We start from the raw sequence: 26,521 nt of genomic DNA on the forward strand, positions 1-26,521 counted from the left end.
TTGGGGCATTCAGGTGACGTGAACGGGACAAAATGATCATGGAATCCCACGAGGAGTTCCTTGCGGCGACTAGCGTTCCGCCGCTTCGGCGAACACCTCGGTGATCTCCTTGGCCACCGACAGCGCACGCCGCGCCCACTCCGGTGAGGCCCCCGCCAAGCCGCAGGCCGGGCTCACCGCGCTGCGCTCCAGCAGCGCCTTCGGCGCGAATCCCAGCCGTGACGCCAATTCCAGACCCGGGCGGGCCAGCTCCCGCACGTCGGGGCGCCCCTCCGGATCGACTCCGGGCACGAGCCCGAGCACCAGCCGGGTGCCTTCCTCCCACGCCTCGCCGAGTTCGTCGGCCAGCGCGCCGGACACCGAGCCGAGCCGGGTCGCGTCCAACGCGACCGCCCCCGCCCCGGCGCCGCGCAGCAGCCCCACGGGTGGGCGGTTCGCGCAGCAGTGCACCAGCACCGGCGCGCCCGACGCCGCGGCCAGCGCCTCGATCACCTCGCCGAGCAGGCTCTGCGCCTCCGGTTCCGGCACCGCCGCCACCCGCCCGTAGCCGGACGGGGTGGGCAGGCTCCCGGCGAGCACCGCGGGCAGCGACGGCTCGTCGAGCTGCACCACCACCGGCGCGCCGGTCCGCTGCGCGACCTGCGCGACGTGCGCGCGGAGACCTTCGGTGAGCGACTCCGCGAAGTCCCGCAGCGCGCCGGGATCGGTGAGCACCCGGTGGCCGCGTTCCAGCTCGATGCCGGCCGCGAGCGTCCACGGCCCCGCCGCCTGCACCTTCACCGCGCGCGGCGGGCCCGCCTCGGCGACGGCCTGCTCCACCGCGTCCAGGTCCCAGCGCAGCAGGTCCAGCGCCCGGCGATGGTCCCGGCCCGGCTTGCCCGCGACGCGGTAGCCGGACGGCACGACCTCCACCGCGAGGTCGACGAGCAGCCCGGCGGTGCGGCCCAGCATGTCGGCGCCGACTCCGCGCGCGGGCAGTTCGGGCAACGGCATCAGGTCGGGCAGCTCGCCCAGGACGATGCGGGCGGCCTCGACCGGATCCGTTCCCGGCATCGATCCGAGGGCGGTCACGATGCCGGGGTTCCACGCTGCGTCACTCACTCGTCCATTATCGGCTCCGCCGTAGGACGGAGGGACAGGCGGGATGCGCACTGTAGGTTAGGCTAACCATGCTTACCGCCTTTCGGTGTCACCCGCACGGGCGCACCGGCTCTGCGAAGGAGTACCCCATGCCGCTGTCCCGGACATCCGCGCTCTCCCGTCGCGGACTGCTGCAGGCCGCGACGGCGCTGGCCGCGCTGGGCGTCGCGGGGTGCGCAGGCGGAGCGGGCGGAGCCCGGCCCGAAGGCCCGACTCGCCGCGTCGAGACCCACCAGGGCCCGGTGGACATCCCGGCGAACCCGCAGCGGGTCGTGTGCCTCGACCAGTACGCCACGATCGCGCTGCTCGACGTGGGCATCCGCCCGGCCGCGACCGTCGACGGCCTCGACGATTGGATGCCCGCGCAGCACCTCGACACCTACCGCGCGCTGCCCCGGGTCGGCGGCTACCAGCCCGAGTTCGAACGGGTGCTCGCCGTGCGCCCCGACCTGATCATCGGCAACAGCGCGTTCACCCTCAGCGGCGGCAGCACCTACGAGCAGCTCACCGGGATCGCCCCCACCGTCATCCTGACCTCCCGCGTGTCCGGCGAGTGGCAGGAGATGGCGTTGCGCGCCGCGGACATCGTCAACCGCCCCGAGCCGATGAACCGGCTCCGCGACCGCTACTTGGAGCGCGCGGCGGAGATCCGCAAGACCTACGCCGCCGCGCTGGAACGCACCCGGTTCAACCTGGTGGCCTCGTTCAAGTCCGGCAGCTGGAACCTGTGCCTGCCGGATTCGTGGAGCGGCGTGGTGCTCGCCGAGGCGGGCTGCCGCTTCGGCTCCGCCGCCGAGGGGCGCACCGGCAGCGCCGTGGAGCAGTCCTACGAGCAGCTCGGCGTGCTCAACGACACCGACGTGCTGTTCTACCAGGTCAACCCGGACGGCCAGGTCGACCAGGCGATGCAGGCGCTGCTCGGGCAGGGCTCGTTCCAGAACCTCCCGGCCGTGCGCGAATCCGGCGGAACCCCGTTCAAGAACCTCTACGTCTTCGGCTACGGCCAGGCCCTCGGCGCCCTCGACGAACTAGAAGCGGTCCTGCGAACCCGCTGACCGCCTGCCTGTGATCTCACCGTTCCAGGCGAGCGGCGTTGCCGATCATTGTCCTGTCAGCGACCACCAGAGCAGAACGACCACCGGCGGGTTCTCAGCGGTTTCCTCGCGAGGACAGCTTTTTTCCTCGTGGCGGAGCCACTTGGAAAAAAGATCCCGCAGCGAGGAAACCGCTGAGGTTCCGCCACCCGGACACCTACGAAGGCCACGAACAAAGACAGGAAAATCAGCGGGTAGCGGAGATCAGGCCGCTGCCCAGGACGAGGTCGCCCTCCGGTTCCGGGCGGTACAGGACGATGGCCTGGCCCGGTGCGACGCCGCTCAGCGGCTCGCTGAGCCGCACCCGCAGGCCGCCGTCGGCGACCTCCGCGACCGCACCGGCGGTGCCGCCGTGCGCCCGCACCTGCACGACGCACTCGGTGGAACCGTCCAATTCCCGTTCCGAAGGCCAGATCGGCCGCTTCGCATCGATCCCCGTGACCCCGAGCCGATCGGCGGAACCGACCTTCACGGTGCCCGACACGGGCTCCAGCGACAGCACGTAGCGCGGCTTGCCGTCCGGCGCGGGCGCCTCGATGCCGAGGCCCTTGCGCTGCCCGACGGTGAAGCCGTGCACACCCGTGTGCTCACCCAGCACGGCGCCCGTCTCGGCGTCCACGAGCTGCCCGGGGCTCTGCCCGAGCTTGGACTCCAGGAAGGAGCGGGTGTCGCCGTCGGGGATGAAGCAGATGTCGTGGCTGTCCGGCTTGTTGGCCACTGCCAGATCGCGCCGTTCCGCTTCGGCGCGCACCTCCGACTTGAGCGAGCCGCCCAGCGGGAACATCGAGTGCCGCAGCTGCTCGGCCGTCAGCGAAGCCAGCACGTACGACTGGTCCTTGCCCTCGTCGCGGCTGCGGCGCAGCTCCGGAACGCCGTCCTCGACGACGAGCCGCGCGTAGTGCCCCGTGCAGACGGCGTCGAAGCCGAGCGCCATCGCCTTCTCCAGCAACGCCTCGAACTTGATCTTCTCGTTGCAGGTGAGGCAGGGATTCGGGGTGCGCCCGGCCGCGTACTCGCCGACGAAGGTCTCGATGACCTCCTCGGTGAACCGCTCCGCGAAATCCCACACGTAGAACGGGATTCCGAGGATGTCGGCGGCGCGGCGCGCGTCGCGGGAATCCTCGACGGTGCAGCAGCCGCGGGCACCGGTGCGCAACGTGCCGGGTTTCGCCGACAGCGCCAGGTGCACGCCGGTCACGTCGTGGCCGGCCTCCACCGCGCGGGCGGCGGCGACCGCGGAGTCCACGCCGCCGCTCATCGCAGCCAGTACTCGCACTGCCTCACACCTCCGTCGTGGCGGTCGACGCCGCCGCCGCTCGCCGCAACCCGGTCAGCCCGGCGTTGCGCGCTCGTTCCACCACCGGCCCGATGACCTCGGTCAGCGCCCGCACATCGGCGCCGGTGGAGTCGTGTCCCAAGGAGAATCGCAGGGAGCCGCGCGCCGCCCGCGGCTCGGCCCCCATCGCCAGCAGCACGTGGCTCGGTTCGGCGACCCCGGCGGTGCAGGCCGAACCCGTGGAGCACTCGATGCCCTGCGCGTCGAGCAGCATCAGCAGGCTGTCGCCCTCGCAGCCGGGGAAGGTGAAGTGCGCGTTGCCGGGCAGCCGCGCCGGTGAATCGCCGGTGACCTCCAGCGTCGGATCGCCGTTGAGGATCACGTCGGGCACCGCCGCGCGCACCCCGTCGATGAGCTCGTCGCGCAGCGCCGCCAGCTCCGGCACGTGCCCGGCGCGGCGCCGGACCGCTTCGCGGGTCGCGCTCGCCAGCCCCAGCACACCGGGCACGTCGAGGGTGCCGGAGCGCACTTCGCGCTCCTGGCCACCGCCGTGCAGCACCGGGGTGCACTCCACGTCGCGCGCCAGCAGCAGCACACCCGCACCGTAGGGGCCGCCGACCTTGTGCCCCGTCATCGTCAGCGCGGCCGCACCGGACGCGGCGAAGTCCACCGGCACCGTCTCCACGGCCTGCACCGCATCGGTGTGCAGCGGCACCCCGTAGCGGTCGGCGACGGCGGCGAGCTCCGGGATCGGGTTGACCGTGCCGACCTCGTTGTTCGCCCACATCACGGTGGCCAGCGCCACGTCGTCCGGGTTCGCGCGCAGCGCGTCCTCCAGCACCTCCGGGCGGACCCGGCCGTGCTCGTCGACGGGCAGCCAGGTCACGTCGGCGCCTTCGTGGGCGGCGAGCCATTCCACGGTGTCGAGCACCGCGTGGTGCTCGACCGCCGAAGCCAGCACCCGCCTGCGCGCGGGCTCCTTGCCGCGGCGCGCCCAGAAGATGCCCTTGACCGCGAGGTTGTCGCTCTCGGTGCCGCCACCGGTGAACAGCACCTCGGAAGGCCGGGCGCCGAGCGCGGTGGCGATGCTCTCGCGGGATTCCTCGACGGCGCGGCGCGCGCGGCGGCCCGAGGTGTGCAGGGACGAGGCGTTGCCCAGCCGGGCCAACGCCTCGCTCATCGCCGCGACCGCTTCCGCCCGCATAGGCGTCGTGGCGGCATGGTCGAGATAAGTCATCGCCGTTCCAGGGTAATGCAGGGGGCCGGTGCTGGATGAGCTGCGTTGGTGGTCGGGTGGCGGAACCTCAGTCGGTCTGTCGCTGCGGGATCTTTTTCCCGAGTGGCTCCGCCACGAGGGAAAAAGCTGTCCTCGCGACAGACCGACTGAGAACCCGCGGGTGGTCGACTTTTGAACGTGGGCTATTCGCTTCGCGAATCCAGGCACGGCTACGCCGCAAGGCACGGCCTTCGGCCGCCAGGCATGGGTTCGCCGCGAGGCACGCTTGTTCTGCCGGTTCGTTGCCGGGTAGGGCGCAGGGGGTGTTGGTGGGCGGGCTCACGGGTGTTCGGTTGTGGTGTCAGGGGTGGGGTCCGTGCTGCGGAACGCTCGGGCCGCGCCGAGGAGGGCTAGGCAGCCCAGGGCCAGGTTGAGGGCCACCACTCCCGCCGTCGGGGAGTCCGGGGTCGCCAAGGCTGCGACGAGCACTCCGCCCAGGCCCACCAGCAGCGCCTGGCCGAGCATGTCGGAGATCTGCAGGGCGGAGGAGTGGAAGCCGCGCCGGTCCGCCGCCGACAGCGCCAGCACCCGCACCGAGGTGCTCGCCACCCCGATGCCCATGCCGACGCCGCCCACGGACCACAGCAGGAACACCGCCCACGCCGGCCCCCACGCGGGCGCGATCAGCACGAGCCCGACGACCGCGACGGCGACCAGCCCCAGCCCGGCGGCGACGACGTGCTCCCGGCGCACGTCCGGACGACGGCTCTGCCACAACGCGCCCACGGTCCAGCCGAGGGAACCGACGGTCAGCGGAATTCCCGCCGCGGTCGGCGAATAACCGTGCACCACCGAGAGGATCAGCGGCACGAACGCCTGCGCGCTGAAGAACACCCCGGCCAGCAGCCCGCGCGCGAGCACCATCACCGGGATGCCGGGCCGCCCGGTGCCGGTCCCGCGCGGCAGCAGCACCCGCAGCGACGGCACCAGCACGAGCACCGCCACCAGTCCCACCGCCAGCACCGGCAGCGGAGTCCCGCCGGAGGTCTCCGCGCCGGAGATCCGCTGCGCGGCCCAGTTCAACCCGACCGTCCCGGCCGCCGCGCCCACCGCGGCCAGCGGCAACCGGGCCGAACCCGGCGCCGCCGCCTCCTCCGCGGCACCGAGCCGCCGCACCGTCGGCACCAGCAGCGCCGCGCCGACCAGCATCAGCGGGGCCAGCCCGAGGAACACCCAACGCCAGCCGACGTGCTCGGTCAGCGCCCCCGCCACGACCGGGCCGACCAGCGCGGGCACCACCCACGCCGCGGAGAGCGCGCCGAACGCGGCCGGGCGATCCCGCTCCGGGTAGACGCGAGCGATCAGCACGTACAAAGCGACGATCTGCGCACCGGCCCCTAAGCCCTGCAACGCGCGCGCCACCAGCAGCACGGACATGTCCGGGGCGAGACCGGCGAGCACCAGGCCCGCGGCGAACGTCGGCATCGCCACCAGCAGCGGGATAGCCGGGCCGATGCGGTCGGAGAAGCGGCCCGCCACGACGGTGCCGATCGCGCTGGCCGCCATGAAGATCGTGAACGGCCACGAGTACCACTGCTCGGCGTGCCATTCCCGCACGATCGTCGGCAGCGCCGTCCCGATGCCCATCGCCTCGAAGGCGGCGAGCGTGATGACCAGGACCAGACCGAGGGTGAAGTTCCGGCGCCGCGGCCCCCACAGCGCGCTCTCCGAGGTCGCGGGGGTGTGCTGCGTTCCACTGGTTCCGTCGTCGATCGTCACCCGATGAGCCTGCATGCTGCACCCAGGTCCAAGTCCACCCCCCTCCACCGAACGGCGGTGGGTGGTCAGCGGTTCCGCGCGGTCTGCGCAACGCTGGCCACCGCCCGGACCGCACCGCGAAGGAGCAACGACATGGTCGACGCCAGATCAACGCCGTGGAGCGCACCGTCGGGAGCCGCGAGCTCGCCTCCGGCACGGCGCGCGCGGCCACGATGGTGCAGCACTTCGCCGCGCCCATCGACGACGTGTGGGACGCGTGCACGAACCGCGAACGGATCGCCCGCTGGTTCCTGCCGATCACCGGCGACCTGCAGGCCGGGGGCACCTACCAGCTGGAGGGCAACGCGGGCGGCACCGTCGAGCACTGCGACCCGCCGCGCTCGTTCGGCGCCACCTGGGAGTTCGGCGGCGACGTGAGCCGGATCGAGGTGCGGCTGCGCGAAGCCGGTGGCGGGACCCGGTTCGAGCTGGAGCACGTGGCGCACGTGCCCGACGAGGCGTGGGCCGAGTACGGGCCGGGCGCGGTCGGCCTGGGCTGGGACATGGGCCTGCTCGGCCTCGCCGCGCACCTGGGCGAGCAGGAATCCGGCGTGGGCCCGGACGAGAGCGCGTGGGCGGCCTCACCGGAGGGGGTGCTGTTCATGACGCTGGGCAGCGAGGCCTGGTTCGAGGCGAACGTCGCCGCGGGCACCCCGGAACCCGAGGCGCGCGCCGCCGCGGACCGCACGCTGACCGCTTACACGACCCCTCCGCCGGAGTCCTGATCCGTCACGCGGCGACGTGCCGGAGTTCGACCAGGTGCGGTTCCTCGGGACCGTCGGGCTCGGTGACCGCCGCGACGGCCCGCTCGGCGCGGCGGGCCAGTTCCCGCCGGTCGCCGATAGCCGCCGCGTCGAGCTCCGGCAGCACCGACAGCTCCACCACGAGGCCCCGGACGCGGGCGACGGCCAGCACCGACTCCAGCAGCGTGGCCGCGCCGACGAACGCCGCGGCCGTGGTGGGCGCCCCGGACGCGGTGGTGAACCGCAGCGCCACCGGCCGCACCGCCACGCCCGCGTCCACCGCGGCCTGGAACACCGCCGGGCGGTAGGTGCCGGAGGCGAGCCCGCACCACGTGGTGCCTTCGGGGAAGGCCCCGACGACCGATCCCTCCCGCAACGCGCCGGTGACGGTGCGCACCGCCTCCGGCAGCGCGGACAGGCGGTGCCGGTCGATGTAGAGGGTGCCGACGCGGGCCGCGAGCGGCCCCACGACCGGCCAGGAACGCAGCTCGGTCTTCGCCAGCAGCCGCATCGGCTGCACCGCCATCAGCGCCACCACGTCCAGCCAGGACACGTGGTTGGTGACCACGAGCCCGCCGTGCGCGGACCGCTCGCCGCGCACGACGAACCGCACCCCGAACGCCCGCAGCAACGCCCGGAACCAGGACTTCACCAGCGCGGTGCGCAGCCTCCCGCGCAGCACCGCGAGCACGACCGCCAGTCCCACGCCGAGCAGCATCAGCGCGACCGCGGCGGTGAGCCGCAGCAGCACCCGGTGGGCGCCCGCGCGGCGCAGGCTCCCCGGCTTCGGCAGGCAACCCGGCCCGCACGGCGAGACCGGCGACCACGCGTGGATCATGCCGCCGACCCCAGGAAGAACCGCAGGTAGCGCTGGTCGATCCGGGTGAAGTCGAGCAGCACGAAGAAGTCCGCCACCCCGAAGTCCGGGTCGTGCGCCGGCGGTCCGCACACCCACGCGCCGAGGCGCAGGTAGCCCTTGAGCAGCGCGGGCAGCGGACCGCGGTGGGTGCGTTCGACGCCCTCCGGGTCCCACGGCAAGTAGGGCCGGACTCGGAACTCCTCGGGCGCGAGGTGCTTGGCCGACACGGTGTCCCACACCTTCGCCGCGAGCGGTCCGCCGTCGTGCAGCGGCACCGAGGCGCACCCGGCGAGCCAGGTGTGGCCGTAGAGCAGCATGTAGCGGGCGATGCCGGCCCACACGAGGCTCACGACGCCGCCGCTGCGGTGGTCCCGGTGCACGCAGGAGCGCCCCGTCTCGACCAGCGCGGGCCGCACCGGGGCGAGCGCGCCGAGGTCGAACTCGCTCTCGGAGTACAGCTTCCCGGCGGCGTGCGCGCGTTCCGGGGGGAGCATGCGGTAGGTGCCGACGACCTCGCCGGAGCGGTCGTCGCGCACGATCAGGTGATCGCAGAAGTCGTCGAACGGATCGTTCTCCACCCCCGGCAGGTCACCGTGGACGGTGGCGCCCATCTCCTCGGCGAACACCTGGTAGCGCAGGCGCTGGGCGGCCCGCACTTCGTCGGTGTCCCTGGCCACGAGCAGGGAGTAGTGGGCGGCCTCGGACGAGGAGGATCCTGCTGGCGCGGTGCTGGCAAGCAGCTGCGACTCGGACATGCGTGCAGGTGTATCCCCGCGCGCTGAAAGCGCAGTAGACAGACCGATGACACGCAGCGGGAACTTTCGGTGAATGCCCGGTACCTGATCGATCTCGCCGATACCGGGACCCCCGGAGGCGACCGTTTTCGGCCGTTTCGCCCGGAAATCGCGGAGCTCGCACCGCGGCTCCGACCGTCCAACGGACGGCGCGCCCCGGAAGTTCCCGAGCCGCGGATCACCCCCGGCGCGCCTGCTTCCCGGTGCGCCGCAGCAGCGCGCTACGTTGCCCGGATGTCACAGCCAGCAGGGGCCGACGAGCCCGACCAGAAACGCGTGGAGCTGTTCACCGACGGCGCGTGCAGCGGGAACCCCGGCCCCGGCGGCTGGGGCGTGGTGCTGCGCTACGGCGACCACGAACGCGAGCTCCACGGCGGCGAGCGCGCCACGACGAACAACAAGATGGAGCTCACCGCCGTCATCGAGGGCTTGGCGGCGCTGACGCGGCCGATGCCGCACGTGCGCGTGTTCAGCGACAGCACCTACGTGCTCAAGGGCATCTCGGAGTGGATGAAGGGCTGGAAGCGCAACGGCTGGAAGACCTCCGCGAAGCAGCCCGTGAAGAACGCGGAGCTGTGGCAGCGGCTCGACGCGGAGGTGCAGCGCCACGGCGAGGTGGAGTGGAACTGGGTCAAGGGCCACAGCGGGCACCCGGAGAACGAGCGCGCCGACAAACTCGCCTGCAAGGGCCGCGACGAATCCCGATCTTGACGGTTCCCCGCTCGATTTCACCGGACCTTCTTTCCGCGCCGCGCATTTCCCGGCCGCCGGGACCGACTCACCCGCGGAATGATCCGGACAATTCGCTTTGATCAACTTCGCGGAATGGGCGGGCTCAGGAATGGGCGAGAACGCTCCCGACCGGTGATCGCCGGAATTCGAGACCGGAACGCGAAAGCGGGCCGCACCCGATGGGTGCGGCCCGCTCCGTCGTGCTCGGGGGACTCAGCCCTTGCGCTTGCCGACCTCTTCGGTCAGCTGCGGCGCGACCTTGAACAGGTCGCCCACGACGCCGTAGTCGGCGATCTCGAAGATCGGCGCCTCGGCGTCCTTGTTGACCGCCACGATCGTCTTCGAGGTCTGCATGCCGGCGCGGTGCTGGATGGCGCCGGAGATCCCGAGGGCGATGTAGAGCTGCGGCGACACGGTCTTGCCGGTCTGCCCGACCTGGAACTGGTGCGGGTAGTAGCCGGAGTCGACGGCGGCGCGCGAGGCACCGACGGCGGCGCCGAGCGAGTCGGCCAGCTTCTCCACCACGTCGAACGACTCGGCCGAACCGACACCGCGGCCACCGGAGACGACCACGGACGCCTCGGTCAGCTCGGGGCGGTCCCCGGCCTCGACCGGCTGCACACCGGTGATCTTCGCGTTCTTCGCCGCGTCGACCGCGGGCACCTCGACGGACTCCTGCGCGCCGGCGCCGGAGGTCGCCTCGGCCTCGATGCTGCCGGGCAGCACGGTCACGATCGGCGTACCGGTGGTGACCTGGGCCTTCGCGTTGTAGGTGCCGCCGAACAGCGAGTGCGAGCCCACGCCGTCGCCGTCGATGTCGACGACCTCGGACAGCAGGCCCGAGCCGAGCCGCACGGCCAGCCGGCCCGCGATCTCCTTGCCGTCGACCGAGCCCGGTACCAGCACCGCGGCCGGCGAGGCCGAGGCGACCAGCGACGCGAGCACGTCCACGGCCGGGGTGACCAGGTACGACGCGGTCTCCGCGGACTCGGCCGCGTAGATCTTCTCCGCACCGTGCGACGCCAGCGCGTCGGTGAGCTTGCCCGCTTCACCGGGCTCGCCGACCACGACGGCCGACGGCTCACCGAGGCGGCGCGCCGCGGTCAGCAGTTCCAGGGTGACCTTCTTGACCTCGCCGCCGGAGTGGTCGACGAGGACCAGAACCTCAGACATGTCTTTATCTCCTCGCGAACCTAGGACTCAGACCAGCTTCTCGGCGGCCAAGAACTCGACGATCTTGGTGCCGCCGTCGCCTTCGTCGTTGACGCGCTGGCCGGCCTGCTTCGGCGGCTTCGGCGCGGACTCGACGACCTTGGACCCGGCGCCCGCCAGGCCGACCTCGGACGCGTCGATGCCGGCGTCGGCCAGCGTCAGCACGGAGACCGGCTTCTTCTTGGCGGCCATGATGCCCTTGAACGACGGGTAGCGCGGCTCGTTGATCTTCTCGGTGACCGACACGACCGCGGGCAGGTTCGCCTCCAGGCCGATGATGCCCGCGTCGGTCTCGCGCTCGATGCTGATCGTCGAGCCGTCGGTGGTGACCTTGCGCGCGTACGTCAGCTGCGCCCATCCGAGCAGCTCGGCCAGCATGGCCGGGACCGCGCCCACGCGACCGTCGGTCGCCTCGTTGCCGGCGAGCACCAGGTCCACGGACTCGACGGTGCCCACGACCTTGGCCAGCGCCTTCGCGGTCGAGACCGCGTCCGAACCGGCGAGCGCCTCGTCGGACAGGTGCACGGCCTTGTCGGCACCCATTGACAGCGCCTTGCGGATGGCGTCGGTGGCACGATCGGGACCCATCGCCACGACGGTCACTTCGCCGCCCTGGGCCTCCTTGATCAGCAGTGCCTCTTCCACCGCACGTTCATTGATCTCATCCAGCACGGCGTCCGCCGACTCGCGGTCGAGCGTGTGGTCGGAGTCTTTGAGCTTGCGCTCGGACCACGTGTCGGGCACCTGCTTCACCAGGACGACGATGTTCATGGGTCCTCTTCGACCTCCTGCGGACTTCACGATGGCTTTGCTTGCGTTTTCGCGCTGATGCGCGGGTTCCGGTCGATGCATTCACATCGCTTCCGGGAAGTTCGACCTTGCCATGACACAGTGTCGGTGACACAGTGACGCCAGCCACCCCGGATGTTACTTGCCGGTAGCCCCTGCGCAACCACGGCTTCCCGTGACGGTACTCACGTCATCGGTACCGTCTTCAATCGCGCCGGAATTCTGGCTCAACGCCTCAGCCCGGCCACGACCTGAAAACTTTTACACGTGACTAGCCTGCACGCCATGAAACACCACGTCGCCATCGTGACGGACTCCACCGCCTCGATCCCCACCGACGTCGCCGAACAGCTGAACATCTGCGTGATCCAGCTGGAGCTCAAAATCGGCGACCAGGAGAACGACGAGCGCCGCGTCCCGCACGCCGAACTCGCGCAGGCGATGCGCGAGGGCACTCCCGTCGAAACGGGACCGCCGCCGCCGCCCGCGTTCTTCTGGAACTACAACGACGCCGCCTCCGCCGGAGCCGAGGCGATCGTGTCCGTGCACATCTCCGAAGGCCTGTCCCAGACCTGCGTGTCGGCCCGCACCGCGGCCGAGGAGGTCAACCTGCCGGTCTACGTCGTCGATTCCCGGCTGTGCGGCCTGGGCATCGGCTTCCCCGTGATCGCCGCCGCCGAGGCCGCGGCCCAGGGGGCGAGCCCGCAGGGCGTGCTGGGAGTGCTGGACCGGCGGCTGCGCAGCACCACGCAGATGATCTACGTGGACACCTTGGAGTACCTGCGCCGCAGCGGCCGGGTGGGCCGCGCGCAGGCCATGTTCGGGCAGGCGCTGTCGATCAAGCCGGTGCTGGTGCTGCGCGAAGGCATCCTGGAACCGCTGGTGAAGGGCCGCGGCCCGGACCGGGCGCTGAAGAAGGCCGTGCGCCAAGCCGTGGCCCGCGCCGGGAACGGCCCGGTCGACATCGGCATCGAGCACTTCCAGTACGGCGACCGCGCCCAGGAGGTAGCCGAGCAGCTGCGCGCCCAGCTCCCGCAGGTCCGCCGCGTCGTCATCGCCGAGACCAGCGCCATCATCGGCGCCCACGCCGGCCCCGGCGCCCTCGGCCTCACCGTCTCCCCCGCCGGATGACGAAGAACCGCGCAGCAGGCCCCAACACCTGCCTTTGATCTTGCAGTTCCAGGGGGACAGCACTGTCGATCATCGTCCTGTCAGCGGCGAAGCCGCTGAGCAGTGACCAGCTTGAGCAAGTCGACCACCAGCGGGTTCTCAGCGGTTTCCTCGCGAGGACAGCTTTTTTCCTCGTGGCGGAGCCACTTGGAAAAAAGATCCCGCAGCGAGGAAACCGCTGAGGTTCCGCCACCCGACCCGCCACGCAGGCCGACTTCAAACCCGCGGATTCTCAGCGGGCGGCCTTGTCCAGGGCTCGGTGGATTCGCTTGGCGGAGACCGCGTGCGGGGTGCCCAGGGGCTGCGCGAACAGCGAGACGCGGAACTCCTCGATCATCCAGCCGACCTTGAGCAGGTCCTCGCCGGGCGCGCGGCCCTCGGGGACGGCGTCGAGCTGCGCCCGGTAGCGGTCCCGCACCTCGTCGATCTGCGCGAGCCACTGCCGGTCCCGCTGCGGGTGGTGCTGCACCTTCTCCAGCCGGTGCTCGACGGCGCGCAGGTACCGCTCCACGTCCGGCAACCGGTCCCAGCCGGTTCCGGCGACGAAACCGGGGTGCAGCAGGCCCGCCAGCTGGTCCTGGACGTCGGCCAGCGACTCCCGCGGCATGGTGCGCTCCCGGTCGGCCAGCGCCGACCGGGCCTGCTGGGCGGCGGTGAGCACCTTCTCGACCTTGGCGGCGGTGTCGGCGGTGACGGGGCCGAGCCCGGCCCGCACCTTCGCCTCCAGCGCGGCGAACCCAGCCTGGCTCCACACCGGTCCGCCGGCGTCGGCGACGAGCTTGTCGACCGCGCACGTCACGCAGTCCTCCAGCAGCCGCGCGACGTCGCCGTGCGGGCCGGTGCCGAGCACGACGCGGGTGCGCGCGTTCATGCCGCGCTGCAAGGACTTCACGGGTGACGGCAGGTTCAGCAGCAGCAGCCGCCGGGTGCCGTCCCACAGCGCGCGGCGCTGCTCGGCCTCGGTGTCGAACATCCGGACCGCGACCGAATCGCCCTCGTCGACCAGCGACGGGTAGGCCTTCACGGCGTTGCCGTCGCGTTCCTTCTCGAAGGTGCGCGGCAGTTCGCCGAAGCTCCATTCGCTGAGCCCGACGCGTTCCACGGTGTCGGCGGCGGCGGAGATCTCGGCGCGCAACTTCGGGCGCAGCCGCTGCTTGAGCTCGTCGAGGTCCTTGGATTCGGCGAGCTTCTTGCCGTCGCCGTCGATCACGCGGAACGACATCGTCAGGTGCTCGGGCAGCGCGTCCACGTCGAACGAGTCCGGCGGGACGACGACGCCCGTCATGGCGCGCAGCTGTTCGCTCAGCGCGCCCACGAGGTCGCCGCGCATCGCGGGCATCCGGGACAGCGCCGCGCGCGCGTGGTCGGGCACCGGGACGAAGTTGCGCCGCAACGTCTTCGGCAGCGACTTCAGCAGCGCGATGACGCGTTCTTCGCGCAGGCCGGGGATCTGCCAGTCGAACCCGGCGGGTTCGATCTGGTTGAGCACCGCCAGCGGGATGTGCGCGGTGACGCCGTCGGCGTCGGAACCCGGCTCGAACTGGTAGGTCAGCTCCAGCCGGTGGCCGCCCTGCTGCCAGGTGTCCGGGTAGTCGTGGTCGGTGACCCGCGCCGACTCCTGGTTGATGAGCATGGACTTCTCGAAGTTGAGCAGCTCCGGCTGCTCGCGGCGGGTCTTCTTCCACCAGGTGTCGAAGTGCCTGCCGGAGACGACTTCGGCGCCGACGCGCTGGTCGTAGAACTCGAACAGCGTCTCGTCGTCGACGAGGATGTCGCGGCGGCGGGCGCGCTCCTCCAAGTCCTCCACTTCGGCCAGCAGCGCGCGGTTGTCGTGGAAGAAGCGGTGGTTCGTGTCCCAGTCGCCTTCGACGAGGGCGTGCCGGATGAACAGCTCCCGGCACAGCTCCGGTTCGACCCGGCCGTAGTTGACCTTGCGCCCGGCGACCAGCGGCACGCCGTAGAGGGTGACCTTCTCGCTGGCCATCACCGCGGCGCGGTTCTTCTCCCAGTGCGGTTCGCTGTAGCTGCGCTTGACCAGGTGCCCCGCGAGGTCCTCGACCCATTCGGGTTCGATGCGAGCGTTGACCCGCGCCCACAGCCGGGAGGTCTCCACCAGTTCGGCGGACATCACGAACCGCGGCGGTTTCTTGAACAGCGCCGAACCGGGGAAGATCGCGAACTTGGCGCTGCGCGCGCCGAGGTATTCGGAGGCACCGCGCTGGCGAGGCCCGGCCTTCTCGGTCTTCTTGTCGGTGTCCTTGAGCCCGATGTGCGAGAGCAGCCCGGCCAGCAGCGACCGGTGCACCCGCTCGGCGTCGGCGGGCCGGTCGTTGATGGTCATGTCGAGCGACTTCGCCATCTGCCGCAGCTGCGAGTAGAGGTCCTGCCACTCCCGCACCCGCAGGTAGTTGAGGAAGTCCGCCTTGCACTGCTTGCGGAACTGGTTCGAGGACAGCTCGCCCTTCTGCTCGCGCAGGTGGTTCCACAGGTTCAGCAGCGCCAGGAAGTCCGATTCCTTGTCGCTGAACCGGGCGTGCTTCTCCCCCGCGGCCTGCTGGTGCTCCGCCGGACGCTCCCGGGGGTCCTGGATGGACAGTCCGGAGGCGATCACGAGGGTCTCGTGCAGGCAGCCGTTGCGGTCGGCGGCGATCACCATCCGCGCCAGCCGCGGATCGATGGGCAGCTGCGCGAGGGACCGCCCGATCGGGGTGAGCCTGCGGTCGTCGTCCTTGCCGGACTCGTCGAGCGCGCCGAGCTCGTGCAGCAGGTTGACGCCGTCGGTGATCTGGCGGCGGTCGGGTGGTTCCAGGAACGGGAACGACGCCACGTCGCCGAGCCCCAGCGACGTCATCTGCAGGATCACCGAGGCGAGGTTGGTGCGCAGGATCTCCGGGTCGGTGAACTCGGGCCGCGACTCGAAGTCCAGCTCCGAGTACAGCCGGATGCAGATGCCCTCCGACACCCGGCCGCAGCGGCCCTTGCGCTGGTTCGCCGACGCCTGCGAGACCGGTTCGATCGGCAGCCGCTGCACCTTCGTGCGGAAGCTGTAGCGGGAGATGCGCGCCGTGCCGGGGTCGATGACGTACTTAATGCCGGGCACCGTCAGCGAGGTCTCGGCGACGTTCGTGGCCAGCACGATGCGCCTGCCGGTGTGCGGCTGGAACGCGCGGTGCTGCTCGGCCGCCGACAACCGCGCGTAGAGCGGCAGCACCTCGGTGTTGCGCAGCTTCAGCTGGTTCAGCGCGTCCGCGGTGTCCCGGATCTCCCGCTCACCGCTGAGGAACACCAGGACGTCGCCGGTGCCCTCGGCGCCGAGTTCGTCGACGGCGTCGCAGATGGCCTGCGTCTGATCGCGCTCGTTGACGGGCAGGTCCGGGTCCGGCGACTCCTCGACCAGCGGCCGGTAGCGCACCTCGACGGGATAGGTGCGTCCGGAGACCTCCACGATCGGGGCGTCGTCGAAGTGCCGGGAGAACCGGTCCGGGTCGATCGTCGCCGACGTGATGATCACTTTGAGGTCGGGGCGGCGCGGCAGCAGCTGCTTGAGGTAGCCGAGCAGGAAGTCGACGTTGAGGCTGCGCTCGTGCGCCTCGTCGATGATCAGCGTGTCGTAGCGGCGCAGCAGCCGGTCGCGCTGGATCTCGGCGAGCAGGATGCCGTCGGTCATCAGCTTCACCAGCGTCGACTCACCGGCCCGCTCGGTGAACCGCACCTGGTAGCCGACGGCTTCGCCGAGCTCGGTGCCGAGCTCCTCGGCGACGCGTTCCGCGACGGTGCGGGCGGCGAGCCTGCGCGGCTGGGTGTGCCCGATGACGCCCTGCACGCCGCGGCCCAGCTCCAGGCACATCTTGGGGATCTGGGTGGTCTTGCCGGAGCCCGTCTCGCCCGCGACGATCACGACCTGGTTGTCCCGGATCGCCGCCAGCAGGTCCTCGCGGCGCGCGCTGACCGGCAGCTGCTCGGGGTAGCCGATGACCGGGACGGCGGCGCGGCGCTGCTCGACGCGCAGCTCGGCGGCGGCGACGTCGGCGGCGATCTCGCCGGTGGCGGACTCCAGCTTCGCGGCGTCCTTGATCTTGCGGGCGCCCTCGATGCGGCGGCGGAGCCTGCGCTGGTCGTTGAACATCAGCTCGGGCAGGCGGCCGCGCAGGTCGGCCAGCGGGGAGCTCACAGGTGACGTACCCATACTTCGTTCCAGGATAGAGAACCGCGCCACGAGGACGCCGCTGATTTTCGGCCGACGGGCGTGCTGCTCGCCGGCCGCGGGCGGGTGCGCGGCAGGCCTGGTGACCGGTCACCAGGTGCCCGGCACCTCAACACCGGTGGGCACCCGCGCATTCCGGTCGCACCGCGAACCGGAGCGCGGCGCGACCGCACGAGCAGGAAGCCTACAAACCACCCGCGCCCACGCCCCGCCGGACCTGCGCGGCAGCGGACGTCGCCCGACCGCGCGGGACGGCCCGCGCGGTCGGGCAGCGGCACCTCACGGCCAGGTCGCGAACTCCGTCGTTCCAGGTGAGCAGCGTTCTCCGCCGCGCCTCGGCGACCGGTTCGAGCAGCACGACCACCGGGCGGTCGACCGCCCCTGGGGGGACGAACGCTCAGCCGTAGAGGAACGGGGTGTCGACGCTGCGCTCCGGCGCCTCCGGGTGGGAGCGGCTGAGCATCCGGCCCCGCAGCGCCGCGAGGTCCTGGCCCGCCAAGCCCGCGGCGCGCAGGTGCGCGGCCAGGTCGCGGGAGGTGATCGACCGGACCACCTCCACGGTGCTGGTGCCGTGCGCGGTGATCAGCCGCTCGATCTCCGGCGCATCGTCGGCCCGGCCCCGAGCGGTGCGGAACGCGGCCAGCGGCTCGTGGCTCAGGGCGTGATCGGCGGCGATGACCTCGGCTGACGCGCCCAGCAGGCCCAGCAGCACGAGCACGATCAGCCCGGCGCGGTCGCGACCGCTGCCGCAATGCACCAGCACACCGCCCGGTCCGGCCGTGGCGACGGCCCCGACGACCTCGGCGATCCGCTGCGGGAACCGCTCCACGAACGCCGGGTAGTACAGCGGCGTGCACGTCAGCGGGCCGCCCCAGCGCTCCCAGAACTCGGTGTCAGCGGGATCGTCCAGCGGCAGCCGCAGCGTGGTGAGCCCGGCCGGGCGCTGCGCCTGATCGGGGCCGTCCTCACCGCCGTCGGTGAGGTCCACGACGGTGCGCACGCCGTGGGCCCACAACCCCGCCCAGCCGTCGGCGCTCAAGAACACCGGATTCCCGGAGCGCACCACCGCGCCCCAGCGCACCCGCCCACCGGTTACCGGCAGCCCGCCGAGGTCCCGGCCGTTGAGCAGTCCGTCCCACGTCAGTTCGCGACATCCAGCCATGCCCGGAAGACGCGCGACCCCCTCCGCCGTTGTTCCCCGAACGACGGAATCGGCCACTCGGAGCACGGCGCCCGATCCGCGCCGCGCCGGTCGGAAAAGCCGCTCAGACCCCGTACTTCGTGCTGCACGGGCCGAAACCGTCCTGGAAACCGGTCCGGAACGCGTCGAGGCGGGCGAAACCGGCGGGCACCTGGTCGCCGTTGACGTCGGCGGCGATGAGGCTGTCGTCGCCGAGCAGCGCGGCCACGCCCTCGTCGATGTCGCCGGGCGCCATCCGCAGCTCACCGACCGGATTGCGCTGTCCGATGGGGTCCTCGACGAGCAGCCCGCTCCAGGAACCGACCATGCAGGCGGTGCGCAGCCCGGCGTTCGCCCCCTCCAACGGCAGACCGGCGGCCTGCTGCACCGACAGCGCGTAGCGGGACGCGATCTGCGCGTACGCGGCGAAATCCCCGTAGCCGGAGTCCGGCGCGTCCTTCGCTGGCGGGTTCGCGATCTTCTGCAGGTCGTCCAGGCTCAACGAGATCGTGTTGGTCGCCGGGCAGAAAGCGGCGGGCGCGGTGCCGCGAACCCCGTCGCAGGCGCGGGGTTCGGTGACGAGCTCCGGCGGCAGCGCGCCGGTGTCCCGGAAGACCTCCTGCAGGCTGTCCTGCACGGCCCGCAGGTTCTTCTCGTCCACCGGCAGGTCCGTCTCCTGCGCCTTCTTCCAGAACTGGAACTGGGTGGTGCGCTGCTTGACGTCGTCGGCGTCCATCGCCGCGCAGCGCTTCGGACCGTCGCTGAACCCGTACTGGAACGCGGTCACGCGGTCGAACGCGCTGCCGTGCGCGTCAGCGCCCTTGAAGTCGGTGTCGCCGGGGGTGTCGCGGATGTAGTTGAGCACGCCCATCACCTTGTTCAGGCCGTCCCCGGTGGAGACCTGGAAGTGCTCGGCGTCGCCCTCGGCCACGTGCCGGAAGAACGCGCCGGTGAAGCAGTCCGCCTGCTGCTCCAGCACCAGCGTCGGATCGTTCTCGCGCGTGGTGCCCGCGCGGTGCTCCACGGCGTGGCCCATCTCGTGCGCGAGGACGGTGACCACGGCGATCGGCCCGAAGCTGTTGTCCAGCCGCGGCAGCAGATCGGCGCGGTCCCAGGCGATCAGGTTCTCCTTGCCGCAGTAGAACGCGTTGGACAACCCCTGGGTCCGCTCGCCGCACAGGTCGCCGCCGAGCGCGGTCGAATCGTAGGAGACGAGCCGCTTCACGTCGTCGAACCGCTTGCCGTCGAAGGACTCGGGGAACTCGTCCTTCCAGAAGTCCTGGATGTCGGCGACGGCGTTGCGCGCCAGCACGTCCATCTCGCCGCCGTCGGTGCCCTCGACGGGCAGGTCCGCGTCGGCGACCCCGGTGCGCGGACCGGTGGGGCCGTTGTCCACGGGCAACCCGGCCACGTCGTCGGTGGCGGGTCCGCCCGCCACCGAAGGCGTGCCGCTGATCACCCGCGAACACCCGCCGACCAACACGATGCACGTGAGCAGCGCGAAGATCACGCCGAAGACCCGTTCGCCGCGCCGACCGCCTGCCGAAACCGGTGCCACAGAGTTCCCGTCCTGTTCCCAAGTCCGATGACCGGGCGGCGGAGCCGGTCCCCCGAGCTCGCTCCGCCGACCGCTGCGGCTCAGCCTATCGGGTAGCTCACCCCGCATTCCGCGCGTCGCCCGCAGGCCGCGAGGGCCGCGCTGACCAGGTCGTTCCGCCCGCGATCGGCGGACGGGCGCCGAGCTCGCCGCCCCTCCGGTCGTGGTCGGGCCCGCCTGGAAAGCGCAAAGCGCCGAGGCGACGCCGAGCGGTCCCGTAAGTTCCTCGCCCATGGGGACTGTGCGCCAATGGCTGCGGCCGTGGGTCGTGGCGGCGATCGGGGGCCTGGTGGCCGTCGGGATCGTCGAAGGGATCGCGGACGGCGGCCGGTTTCCGCTCGCGGCGCTGGGGGCGCTCGCCGGGGTGATCGTGCTGCCGATGATCACCCAGCTGGGGTTGCTGACCGGGGCGGCCGTGTTCGGGCTGCGGATCCGGCACATCGTGATCGGCTCGCTGCGCGGCATCGCGTCCTGGCGGGTCGGCCGGACCACGATCACCCTCCGGATGCTGCCGCTGGAACTGGCCTCCGAGATCGGACCGTGGCGCAGCCCGGTGATCCTGCGCTGCTGGCTGGCGGGGCTCGTGTCCGCGCTGGCCGGCGTCGCGGCGGTCGCGGTGAGCTGGTCGCTCGCCGACGGCCCGTTCGGGCGCGGCGTGCTGGTCGCCGTCACACCGCTGATGCTCTACAAGCTGTGGCCGCGCCGCGCCCCGCTGGCCACGTCGACCGGCTGGCTGCTGTTCGGCCTGCCCCGGATGCCGGAACCGCGCCGCACCGAGTTCCGCGCGGGCCCGCTCGCCGCCTGCGCGCACGAAGCGCTGCTCGCCGGTGACGTGACGAGGGCCCAAGCCGCGACGGACCGGCTCACCGCCGCGCACCCCGGCCTCAACACCACCATCAACTGCCAGGTCACCATGCTCGAAGCGCACGGCGAATACGCCCAAGCCGTGCTGAAGCTCGTCGGGCACATCGCCGCCGCCGACATCGACCAGCGCGAGATGTCCTACACCTTGGCCGGGCTGGCCGGACTCGGTTTCTCCGCCGCCGAAGCAGGTCAACTGCCCGCGGCCGAGGTGCTGCCGATCGCGAAGAAGGCGCTCGACGACGCGATCGGCCTCGGCTACCCCGCCTACCAGCTCAGCGGCACCAAAGCCCTGCTGGCGCTGCTGGAGGACGACCCGGACGAGGCCGCCCGGCTCGCCGCGATCGGCGCCGACCACAACACCTCACCGCTGTCGAAGGCCGACGACTACGCCACCCTCGCCCGCGCCCACATGGCCCGCCACGACAACGCGGCGGCGCGAGAAGCACTGGCGAAGGCCGACGAACTCGCAGCCTGGTGGCCACGCGTCCGCGGCACCCGAGAACGCCTCTCCGTGGCTTGAGCTCTCGGGTTGGCGTGGGGTGTCGGGTTGTGGAGCCGGGTTCGGCTTGGCGTGTGGCGTCGGGTTTGAGAGCCTTCCCCGGTTTGGGCGTGTGGTTGCTGTGGTGCGGTGGAAGGTCGGCTTTAGGGATTGCTTCCACGGCTCGTTTTGCTTTGGTGTCCGGGTAGCGGAACCTCAGCTGTCTTCTCGCTGCGGGATCTTTTTCCCGAGTGGCTCCGCCACGAGGGAAAAAGCTGTCCTCGCGAGAAGACAGCTGAGAACCCGCGGGTGGTCGGCTTTTCGACGTGGGCTATTCGCTGCGCGAATACAGGCACGGCCTTCGGCCGCCAGGCAGGCTTGCTCCGCAGCCCAAGGCACGGCTACGCCGCAAAGGCACGGCCTCCGGCCGCAAAGCAAGCGTGGCTTCGCCCGCCCAAGGCACGGCTACGCCGCAAAGGCACGGCCTTCGGCCGCAAAGCAAGCGTGGCTTCGCCCGCCCAAGGCACGGCTACGCCGCAAAGGCACGGCCTTCGGCCGCAAAGCAAGCGTGGCTTCGCCCGCCCAAGGCACGGCTACGCCGCAAAGGCACGGCCTTCGGCCGCAAAGCAAGCGTGGCTTCGCCCGCCCAAGGCACGGCTACGCCGCAAAGGCACGGCCTTCGGCCGCAAAGCAAGCGTGGCTTCGCCCGTCGTGCTGCGCGGCTTGATCGCTAGGGGCGGGCGGCTCATGCCAGGACGATTCGGCCGAGTTCTGCGGGGCCCGATAGGAGGGGGTGTTTGGGGAGCACTCGGACCGTGTAGCCGGTCGGGCCCGCGTGGGGCAGCGTGACCGTCGCCTCGTAGTGGCCGTCTTCGGCCGGGTGCATGGATTCCGTGGTGAACTCGTGAAGCTTGTCCGCGTCGTCGACGCGGCCCACCACTACCTCCACGTCCACATCGGACGGTTCCAGGCCCGCCAGGTCCACCTCGGCCCGCACCGTGATGCGCCCGCCCAGCAGCGGGGTCGCGCCGTCGTCCACGGACATCCGGGTGGAGCCGATCCGCACCCACGACCACGCCGCGCTCAACCGCGCACCGTACTCCGCGATCTCCTTCGCGCCGTGGAAGTCCTGCTCCGTCATCGCCTGCACCGACCGCGACGCCGGGCCGTAGTAGCGGTCCACGTATTCGCGGACCATGCGGGAGGACTGCACCCGCGGGCCCAGCGTGGCCAGCGTGTGCCGCACCATCGACATCCACTTGCCGGGCACCCCGTCGGTGCTGCGCTCGTAGAAGGTGGGCGCGACGCTGGTGGAGATGAGCTCGTAGAGCGCGGCGGCCTCCAGGTCGTCGCGGCGGTTCTGGTCGGTGACGCCGTCGGCGTTCGGGATCGCCCAGCCGTTCTCGCCGTCGAACAGCTCGTCCCACCAGCCGTCGCGCACCGACAGGTTCAGCGCGCCGTTGAGCGCGGCCTTCATCCCCGAGGTACCGCACGCCTCCAGCGGGCGGACGGGGGTGTTGAGCCACACGTCGCAGCCCGACACCAGGTACCGCGCCAACGACATGTCGTAGTCCGGCAGGAAGACGATGCGGTGGCGCACCTCGGGGTCGTCGGCGAACCGCGCGATCTGCTGGATCATCGCCTTGCCGCCCTCGTCGGCCGGGTGCGACTTGCCCGCCACCACCAGCTGCACCGGGCGCTCCGGGTCCAGCAGCAGCCGCCGCAGCCGTTCGGTGTCGCGCAGCATCAGCGTGAGGCGCTTGTACGTCGGCACCCGGCGGGCGAAGCCGATGGTGAGCACGTCCGGGTCGAAGACCGAGTCGCACCAGCCCAGTTCGAGGTCGGAGGCACCGCGCTGCAACCACGCCTGCCGGAGCCTGCGGCGCACCTCGTCGACGAGCCGCTGGCGCAGCGAACTGCGCAGCTCCCACAGCAGCGGGTCGCTCACCGGTTCCATGCCGCGCAGGCCCGCACCGCTGTCCATTTCGGACTCGCCGAGCAGCTTGCCGAGTTCCCGCGCCGACCACGTCGGCCCGTGCACCCCGTTGGTGACCGACCCGATCGGCACCTCCTCCACGCCGAAACCGGGCCACAGCCCGCGGAACATGGTGCGCAGCACGCCGCCGTGCAGCGCCGACACCCCGTTCGCCCGCTGCGCCAGCCGCAACCCCATGTGCGCCATGTTGAACATGCCCGCGTTGTTCTCCGCGCCCAGCGCCACCACCCGCTCCGTCGGCACCCCCGGCAGCAGCGCCTGCGAGGAACCGTCGCCGAAGTAGTGGCGCACCAGGTCCACCGGGAACCGGTCGATGCCCGCCGGAACGGGGGTGTGCGTGGTGAACACGGTGCCCGCGCGGACCGCGGCGACGGCCTCGTCGAAGTTCAAGCCCGGCGCGCCGTGCAGTTCCCGGACGCGTTCCAGCCCGAGGAAACCGGCGTGGCCCTCGTTGGTGTGGAAGACCTCCGGCGCGGGGTGGCCGGTGAGCTCGCAGTAGGCGCGCACCGCCCGCACCCCGCCCACGCCGGCGAGGATCTCCTGCCGGATGCGGTGGTCCGAGTCGCCGCCGTAGAGCCGGTCGGTGGTGCCGCGCAGGTCGTCGTCGTTGTCCGGCAGGTCCGTGTCCAGCAGCAGCAGCGGAACCCGGCCCACCTGGGCCTTCCAGATCCGCGCGCGCAGCACCCGCCCACCGGGCATCGCGACCCGCACCAGGATCGGCTCGCCCGACGGTTCGGTCAGCGTCTCCAGCGGCAGGCCCTTCGGGTCCTGCACCGGGTAGTGCTCCTGCTGCCAGCCCTGCTCGGACAGCGCCTGCCGGAAGTAGCCGGAGCGGTAGAACAGGCCCACCCCGATCAGCGGCACCCCCAGGTCCGACGCCGACTTCAGGTGGTCGCCCGCCAGCACGCCGAGCCCGCCGGAGTAGTTCGGCAACGCCTCGCTGACGCCGAACTCCATCGAGAAGTACGCCACCGAGGACGGCAGCGCGGCCCCTTCGGCCTGCCGCTGCTGGTACCAGCGGGGCACCGACAGGTAGTGCCGCAGGTCGTCGTCGACGGCGCGGGTGCGGGCCAGGAACTCGTCGTCCTGGGCGAGCCCGCGCAGCCGCTCCGCCGGGACCTCCTCCAGCAGTCGCAGCGGGTCGCCGCCCACCCGCGACCACACCGCCGGGTCCACCGCCGCGAACAGGTCCTGCGTCGGCGGGTGCCACGTCCAGCGCAGGTTCGTGGCCAGGGTTCCCAGCGCCGCCAACGGCTCCGGCAGATGTGCTCGAACGGTGAATCGGTGGACGGCTCTCACGGCGGCTGACCCTATCTCGCGGTCGATGTCGATGTCTGATTCTCAAACGTCCGGGCGCCGCACGCGTACCCGTGCGGCGCCGCCCGTTCCGGCGATCGGCCGACGAGGCGCGCGACCGGTTCCTCGACTCGTGGTCGACGCACCCGGCTCCAGGCGTGTCCGACAGTGTCGCAGCCCGATGACGACGCCGTGGCCGGGTGATCAACTCGATGATGCGAAGCTGGCGGGGTGCGCACTCGGCGGATCCGGATCCTCTCCGCTGCCCTGCTGACCCTCGTGCTCGAGGTCGCGGGCTGCTCACGTCCTGCGCCGACGCCGCCCGCCGAGGCCGAGTCGGCGACGGTCGACCCCGGGTTCGTGCACGGCACCGACGGCGGTGACCTCGACCGGCTCGCCGCCACCGTCATCAGCGACGTGCAGGCGTACTGGGCGGCGACGCTGCCCGCCGTGACCGGGCGGCCGTGGCACGACCTCGACGGCGGCTTCTTCTCCGTCGACACCACGGCGAGCACCGGGCGGCCCCCGCCGTGCTCGGGCTCCGTCTCGAACCTGGAGGGCAACGCCTACTACTGCGCCTCCGTGGACGCCATCGCCTGGGACCGCGCGGCGCTGCTGCCGGTGCTGCGCGAGCACTACGGCGACGCGGCGGTCGCCGTGGTCCTCGCCCACGAGGTCGGCCACGCCGTGCAGCAGCGGTCCGGAGTGGACGTCGGCGCGGGCAGCGACGCGGCCCGCGTCGAAGCGGGCGCCGACTGCTACGCGGGCGCCTTCCTGCGCGCCGCCGCCGACGGGCGCACCGAACACCTGCGCGTCTCCCCCGCGCAGCTCGACCAGGCGCTGCACGCGCTGATCGTGTTCCGCGACCCCATCGGCACCGACGCGTCCTCCGGCGACGCGCACGGCACGTCCTTCGACCGGATCACCGCGTTCCAGGACGGCCACCGGGACGGGCCGGGCCGCTGCGCCGACGTCCCCACCGAACGCGCCCCCACCGGCGACGCCCCCGACGACGGCAACGCACCGCTGCAGGCGGTCGTCGACCGGACCGCCGACGCGGGCGCGGAGTTCTTCGGCGACCAGGTCGCCGCCGCGGGCCGGAGCTGGACGCCGCCCGCGGTGCGCTCCCGCGACTGCCCGGCCGACCCGGTCGGGTACTGCGCCGAGCGCGGCCTGATCGGCTACGACCCGGCCGGGCTCGACGAGCTGCACCGCGACGTCGGCGACCAGGCGACGGCCACCCTGCTCGCGTCCCGGCACGCGCTCGCCGCGCTCACCGCGCTCGGGCGGCCCACCAGCGGCGCCGCCGCGGGCAGGGCGATCAGCTGCCTCACCGGCGCCTACACCGCCACCGAACCCGGGCTCTCCGCGGGCGACCTGGACGAAGCGATCGAATCGCTGCTGGTCAGCGACAGCGTGTCCCGCGATGCCACCGGCGGCCAAGCTCTCACCGGCGGTGAGCGGGTCGCCGCGTTCCGCACCGGGCTGCTGCACGGGCCCGTCCACTGCGGATGATCACGTTCCGTGGCGGAGCCCGCTAGCGAACAGCGGAACATCGCGCACCGTTCGGAGCCTGGGAGGACCCGGCGCCACCGCGCACCATGATCGAGGACGCGCCGCGGGGGTCGCGGTCCGATCTCGCACAGCGGTCCGGCGCGCGGGGAACCTCCCCGCCGCCGCGTCGCGCCGTCCCACCCCACCTGTCCGCACTGGTCGACAGCCACAAGACGCCTTCGGCGACGAAGGCGCGAACAAGGGAACCTTCCTGTCACACGAGCCCCACCGACGCCCACATCGCGGGACGCGACCGGCCCACACTGGCCGCGACCCGCTCGGACGTGCCAGGATCCGGTCCGTGCCGGATTCGTTGCTTACTCGTGATCGCGTGATCGACCTGTTCCTGGTCGTCACTTCGGCCTGTCACTGACCGCAACTCCCCGTGACCCCACCGGGTCGACGGCGCGGCATCGCGATTCCTCACCTCCCCGCCTTCCCCGCGGCACGCCCGCGCGGTCCGGCGCTGGGACGCCGTCGATCGGCCCGGTTCCGATTCAGCTCACGAA

At 71.9% G+C, this 26,521-nt stretch carries 18 protein-coding genes; 6 read left to right on the forward strand and 12 right to left on the reverse strand.

Annotated features, from left to right (window positions below):
* Nucleotides 1-69: 69 nt before the first annotated feature.
* Nucleotides 70-1,101, reverse strand: a complete 1,032-nt coding sequence (locus BJ969_RS22905) for a uroporphyrinogen decarboxylase/cobalamine-independent methonine synthase family protein (RefSeq protein ID WP_184481939.1) — start codon at nucleotides 1,099-1,101, stop codon at nucleotides 70-72.
* Between the two features lie 128 nt (nucleotides 1,102-1,229).
* Here BJ969_RS22905 and BJ969_RS22910 point away from each other — a divergent pair, with 128 nt between their 5' ends.
* Entirely contained in the window at nucleotides 1,230-2,195 is a 966-nt protein-coding gene (locus BJ969_RS22910) for an ABC transporter substrate-binding protein (protein WP_184481941.1), read from the forward strand.
* Between the two features lie 226 nt (nucleotides 2,196-2,421).
* Here the strand turns inward: BJ969_RS22910 and mnmA are convergent, their stop codons facing one another.
* The 3 genes from mnmA to BJ969_RS22925 all read right to left on the reverse strand — a co-directional run bounded on the left by mnmA (nucleotide 2,422) and on the right by BJ969_RS22925 (nucleotide 6,505).
* Nucleotides 2,422-3,510 carry a tRNA 2-thiouridine(34) synthase MnmA gene (gene mnmA / locus BJ969_RS22915; protein WP_184481943.1) on the reverse strand — a complete coding sequence of 363 codons (1,089 nt, stop codon included), beginning with the start codon at nucleotides 3,508-3,510 and terminating at the stop codon, nucleotides 2,422-2,424.
* A gap of 4 nt (nucleotides 3,511-3,514) precedes the next feature.
* Nucleotides 3,515-4,747: a cysteine desulfurase family protein gene (locus BJ969_RS22920; protein WP_184481945.1), complete on the reverse strand. Its 1,233-nt coding sequence runs from the start codon at nucleotides 4,745-4,747 to the stop codon at nucleotides 3,515-3,517.
* A 318-nt stretch (nucleotides 4,748-5,065) separates the two neighbouring features.
* A complete protein-coding gene (locus tag BJ969_RS22925; RefSeq protein ID WP_343071555.1) occupies nucleotides 5,066-6,505 on the reverse strand; it encodes an MFS transporter in 1,440 nt (479 codons plus the stop codon).
* 155 nt (nucleotides 6,506-6,660) lie between these two features.
* Between BJ969_RS22925 and BJ969_RS22930 the strand changes: the two genes are divergently transcribed.
* Entirely contained in the window at nucleotides 6,661-7,269 is a 609-nt protein-coding gene (locus BJ969_RS22930; protein WP_343071556.1) for an SRPBCC family protein, read from the forward strand.
* Nucleotides 7,270-7,273: 4 nt separating this feature from the next.
* On the opposite strand, the gene BJ969_RS22935 is transcribed toward BJ969_RS22930, so the two are convergent.
* Together BJ969_RS22935 and BJ969_RS22940 are read right to left on the reverse strand one after the other, a co-directional pair.
* The gene (locus BJ969_RS22935; protein ID WP_184481949.1) at nucleotides 7,274-8,125 is read right to left on the reverse strand and encodes a lysophospholipid acyltransferase family protein; all 852 of its coding nucleotides are present in this window, start codon (nucleotides 8,123-8,125) and stop codon (nucleotides 7,274-7,276) included.
* A complete protein-coding gene (locus BJ969_RS22940) occupies nucleotides 8,122-8,901 on the reverse strand; it encodes a GNAT family N-acetyltransferase (protein ID WP_184481951.1) in 780 nt (259 codons plus the stop codon). Before BJ969_RS22940 ends, BJ969_RS22935 begins: the two co-directional genes overlap by 4 nt.
* Before the next feature lie 273 nt (nucleotides 8,902-9,174).
* Here BJ969_RS22940 and rnhA point away from each other — a divergent pair, with 273 nt between their 5' ends.
* On the forward strand, nucleotides 9,175-9,651 hold the full coding sequence (gene rnhA, locus BJ969_RS22945; protein ID WP_184481953.1) for a ribonuclease HI: 477 nt from the start codon (nucleotides 9,175-9,177) through the stop codon (nucleotides 9,649-9,651).
* 234 nt (nucleotides 9,652-9,885) lie between these two features.
* On the opposite strand, the gene BJ969_RS22950 is transcribed toward rnhA, so the two are convergent.
* Together BJ969_RS22950 and BJ969_RS22955 are read right to left on the reverse strand one after the other, a co-directional pair.
* Complete coding sequence (locus BJ969_RS22950) at nucleotides 9,886-10,845, reverse strand: electron transfer flavoprotein subunit alpha/FixB family protein (protein WP_184481955.1); 960 nt, start codon at nucleotides 10,843-10,845, stop codon at nucleotides 9,886-9,888.
* Between the two features lie 27 nt (nucleotides 10,846-10,872).
* The gene (locus tag BJ969_RS22955; protein WP_184481957.1) at nucleotides 10,873-11,655 is read right to left on the reverse strand and encodes an electron transfer flavoprotein subunit beta/FixA family protein; all 783 of its coding nucleotides are present in this window, start codon (nucleotides 11,653-11,655) and stop codon (nucleotides 10,873-10,875) included.
* Nucleotides 11,656-11,958: 303 nt separating this feature from the next.
* Here BJ969_RS22955 and BJ969_RS22960 point away from each other — a divergent pair, with 303 nt between their 5' ends.
* Complete coding sequence (locus BJ969_RS22960; protein ID WP_184481959.1) at nucleotides 11,959-12,804, forward strand: DegV family protein; 846 nt, start codon at nucleotides 11,959-11,961, stop codon at nucleotides 12,802-12,804.
* A gap of 271 nt (nucleotides 12,805-13,075) precedes the next feature.
* On the opposite strand, the gene hrpA is transcribed toward BJ969_RS22960, so the two are convergent.
* From hrpA to BJ969_RS22975, 3 genes are all read right to left on the reverse strand, one after another.
* Nucleotides 13,076-17,029 carry an ATP-dependent RNA helicase HrpA gene (gene hrpA, locus BJ969_RS22965; RefSeq protein WP_184481961.1) on the reverse strand — a complete coding sequence of 1,318 codons (3,954 nt, stop codon included), beginning with the start codon at nucleotides 17,027-17,029 and terminating at the stop codon, nucleotides 13,076-13,078.
* A 415-nt stretch (nucleotides 17,030-17,444) separates the two neighbouring features.
* Nucleotides 17,445-18,209 (reverse strand): tyrosine-protein phosphatase, encoded by a 765-nt coding sequence (locus BJ969_RS22970; protein ID WP_184481963.1) that lies wholly within the window; start codon nucleotides 18,207-18,209, stop codon nucleotides 17,445-17,447.
* A 103-nt stretch (nucleotides 18,210-18,312) separates the two neighbouring features.
* Entirely contained in the window at nucleotides 18,313-19,785 is a 1,473-nt protein-coding gene (locus BJ969_RS22975; protein WP_184481964.1) for a neutral zinc metallopeptidase, read from the reverse strand.
* Between the two features lie 271 nt (nucleotides 19,786-20,056).
* Here BJ969_RS22975 and BJ969_RS22980 point away from each other — a divergent pair, with 271 nt between their 5' ends.
* Complete coding sequence (locus tag BJ969_RS22980; protein WP_184481966.1) at nucleotides 20,057-21,208, forward strand: hypothetical protein; 1,152 nt, start codon at nucleotides 20,057-20,059, stop codon at nucleotides 21,206-21,208.
* Between the two features lie 703 nt (nucleotides 21,209-21,911).
* Here BJ969_RS22980 and glgP read toward each other — a convergent pair.
* Nucleotides 21,912-24,461, reverse strand: coding sequence for an alpha-glucan family phosphorylase (gene glgP, locus BJ969_RS22985; RefSeq protein WP_184481968.1), 2,550 nt, complete (start codon nucleotides 24,459-24,461; stop codon nucleotides 21,912-21,914).
* Between the two features lie 228 nt (nucleotides 24,462-24,689).
* On the opposite strand from glgP, the gene BJ969_RS22990 reads away from it, so the two are divergent.
* Nucleotides 24,690-25,973 (forward strand): neutral zinc metallopeptidase, encoded by a 1,284-nt coding sequence (locus BJ969_RS22990; RefSeq protein WP_184481970.1) that lies wholly within the window; start codon nucleotides 24,690-24,692, stop codon nucleotides 25,971-25,973.
* The last annotated feature ends 548 nt before the right edge of the window (nucleotides 25,974-26,521 follow it).

It is taken from the genome of Saccharopolyspora gloriosae, from assembly GCF_014203325.1.
Lineage (GTDB): Bacteria > Actinomycetota > Actinomycetes > Mycobacteriales > Pseudonocardiaceae > Saccharopolyspora_C > Saccharopolyspora_C gloriosae.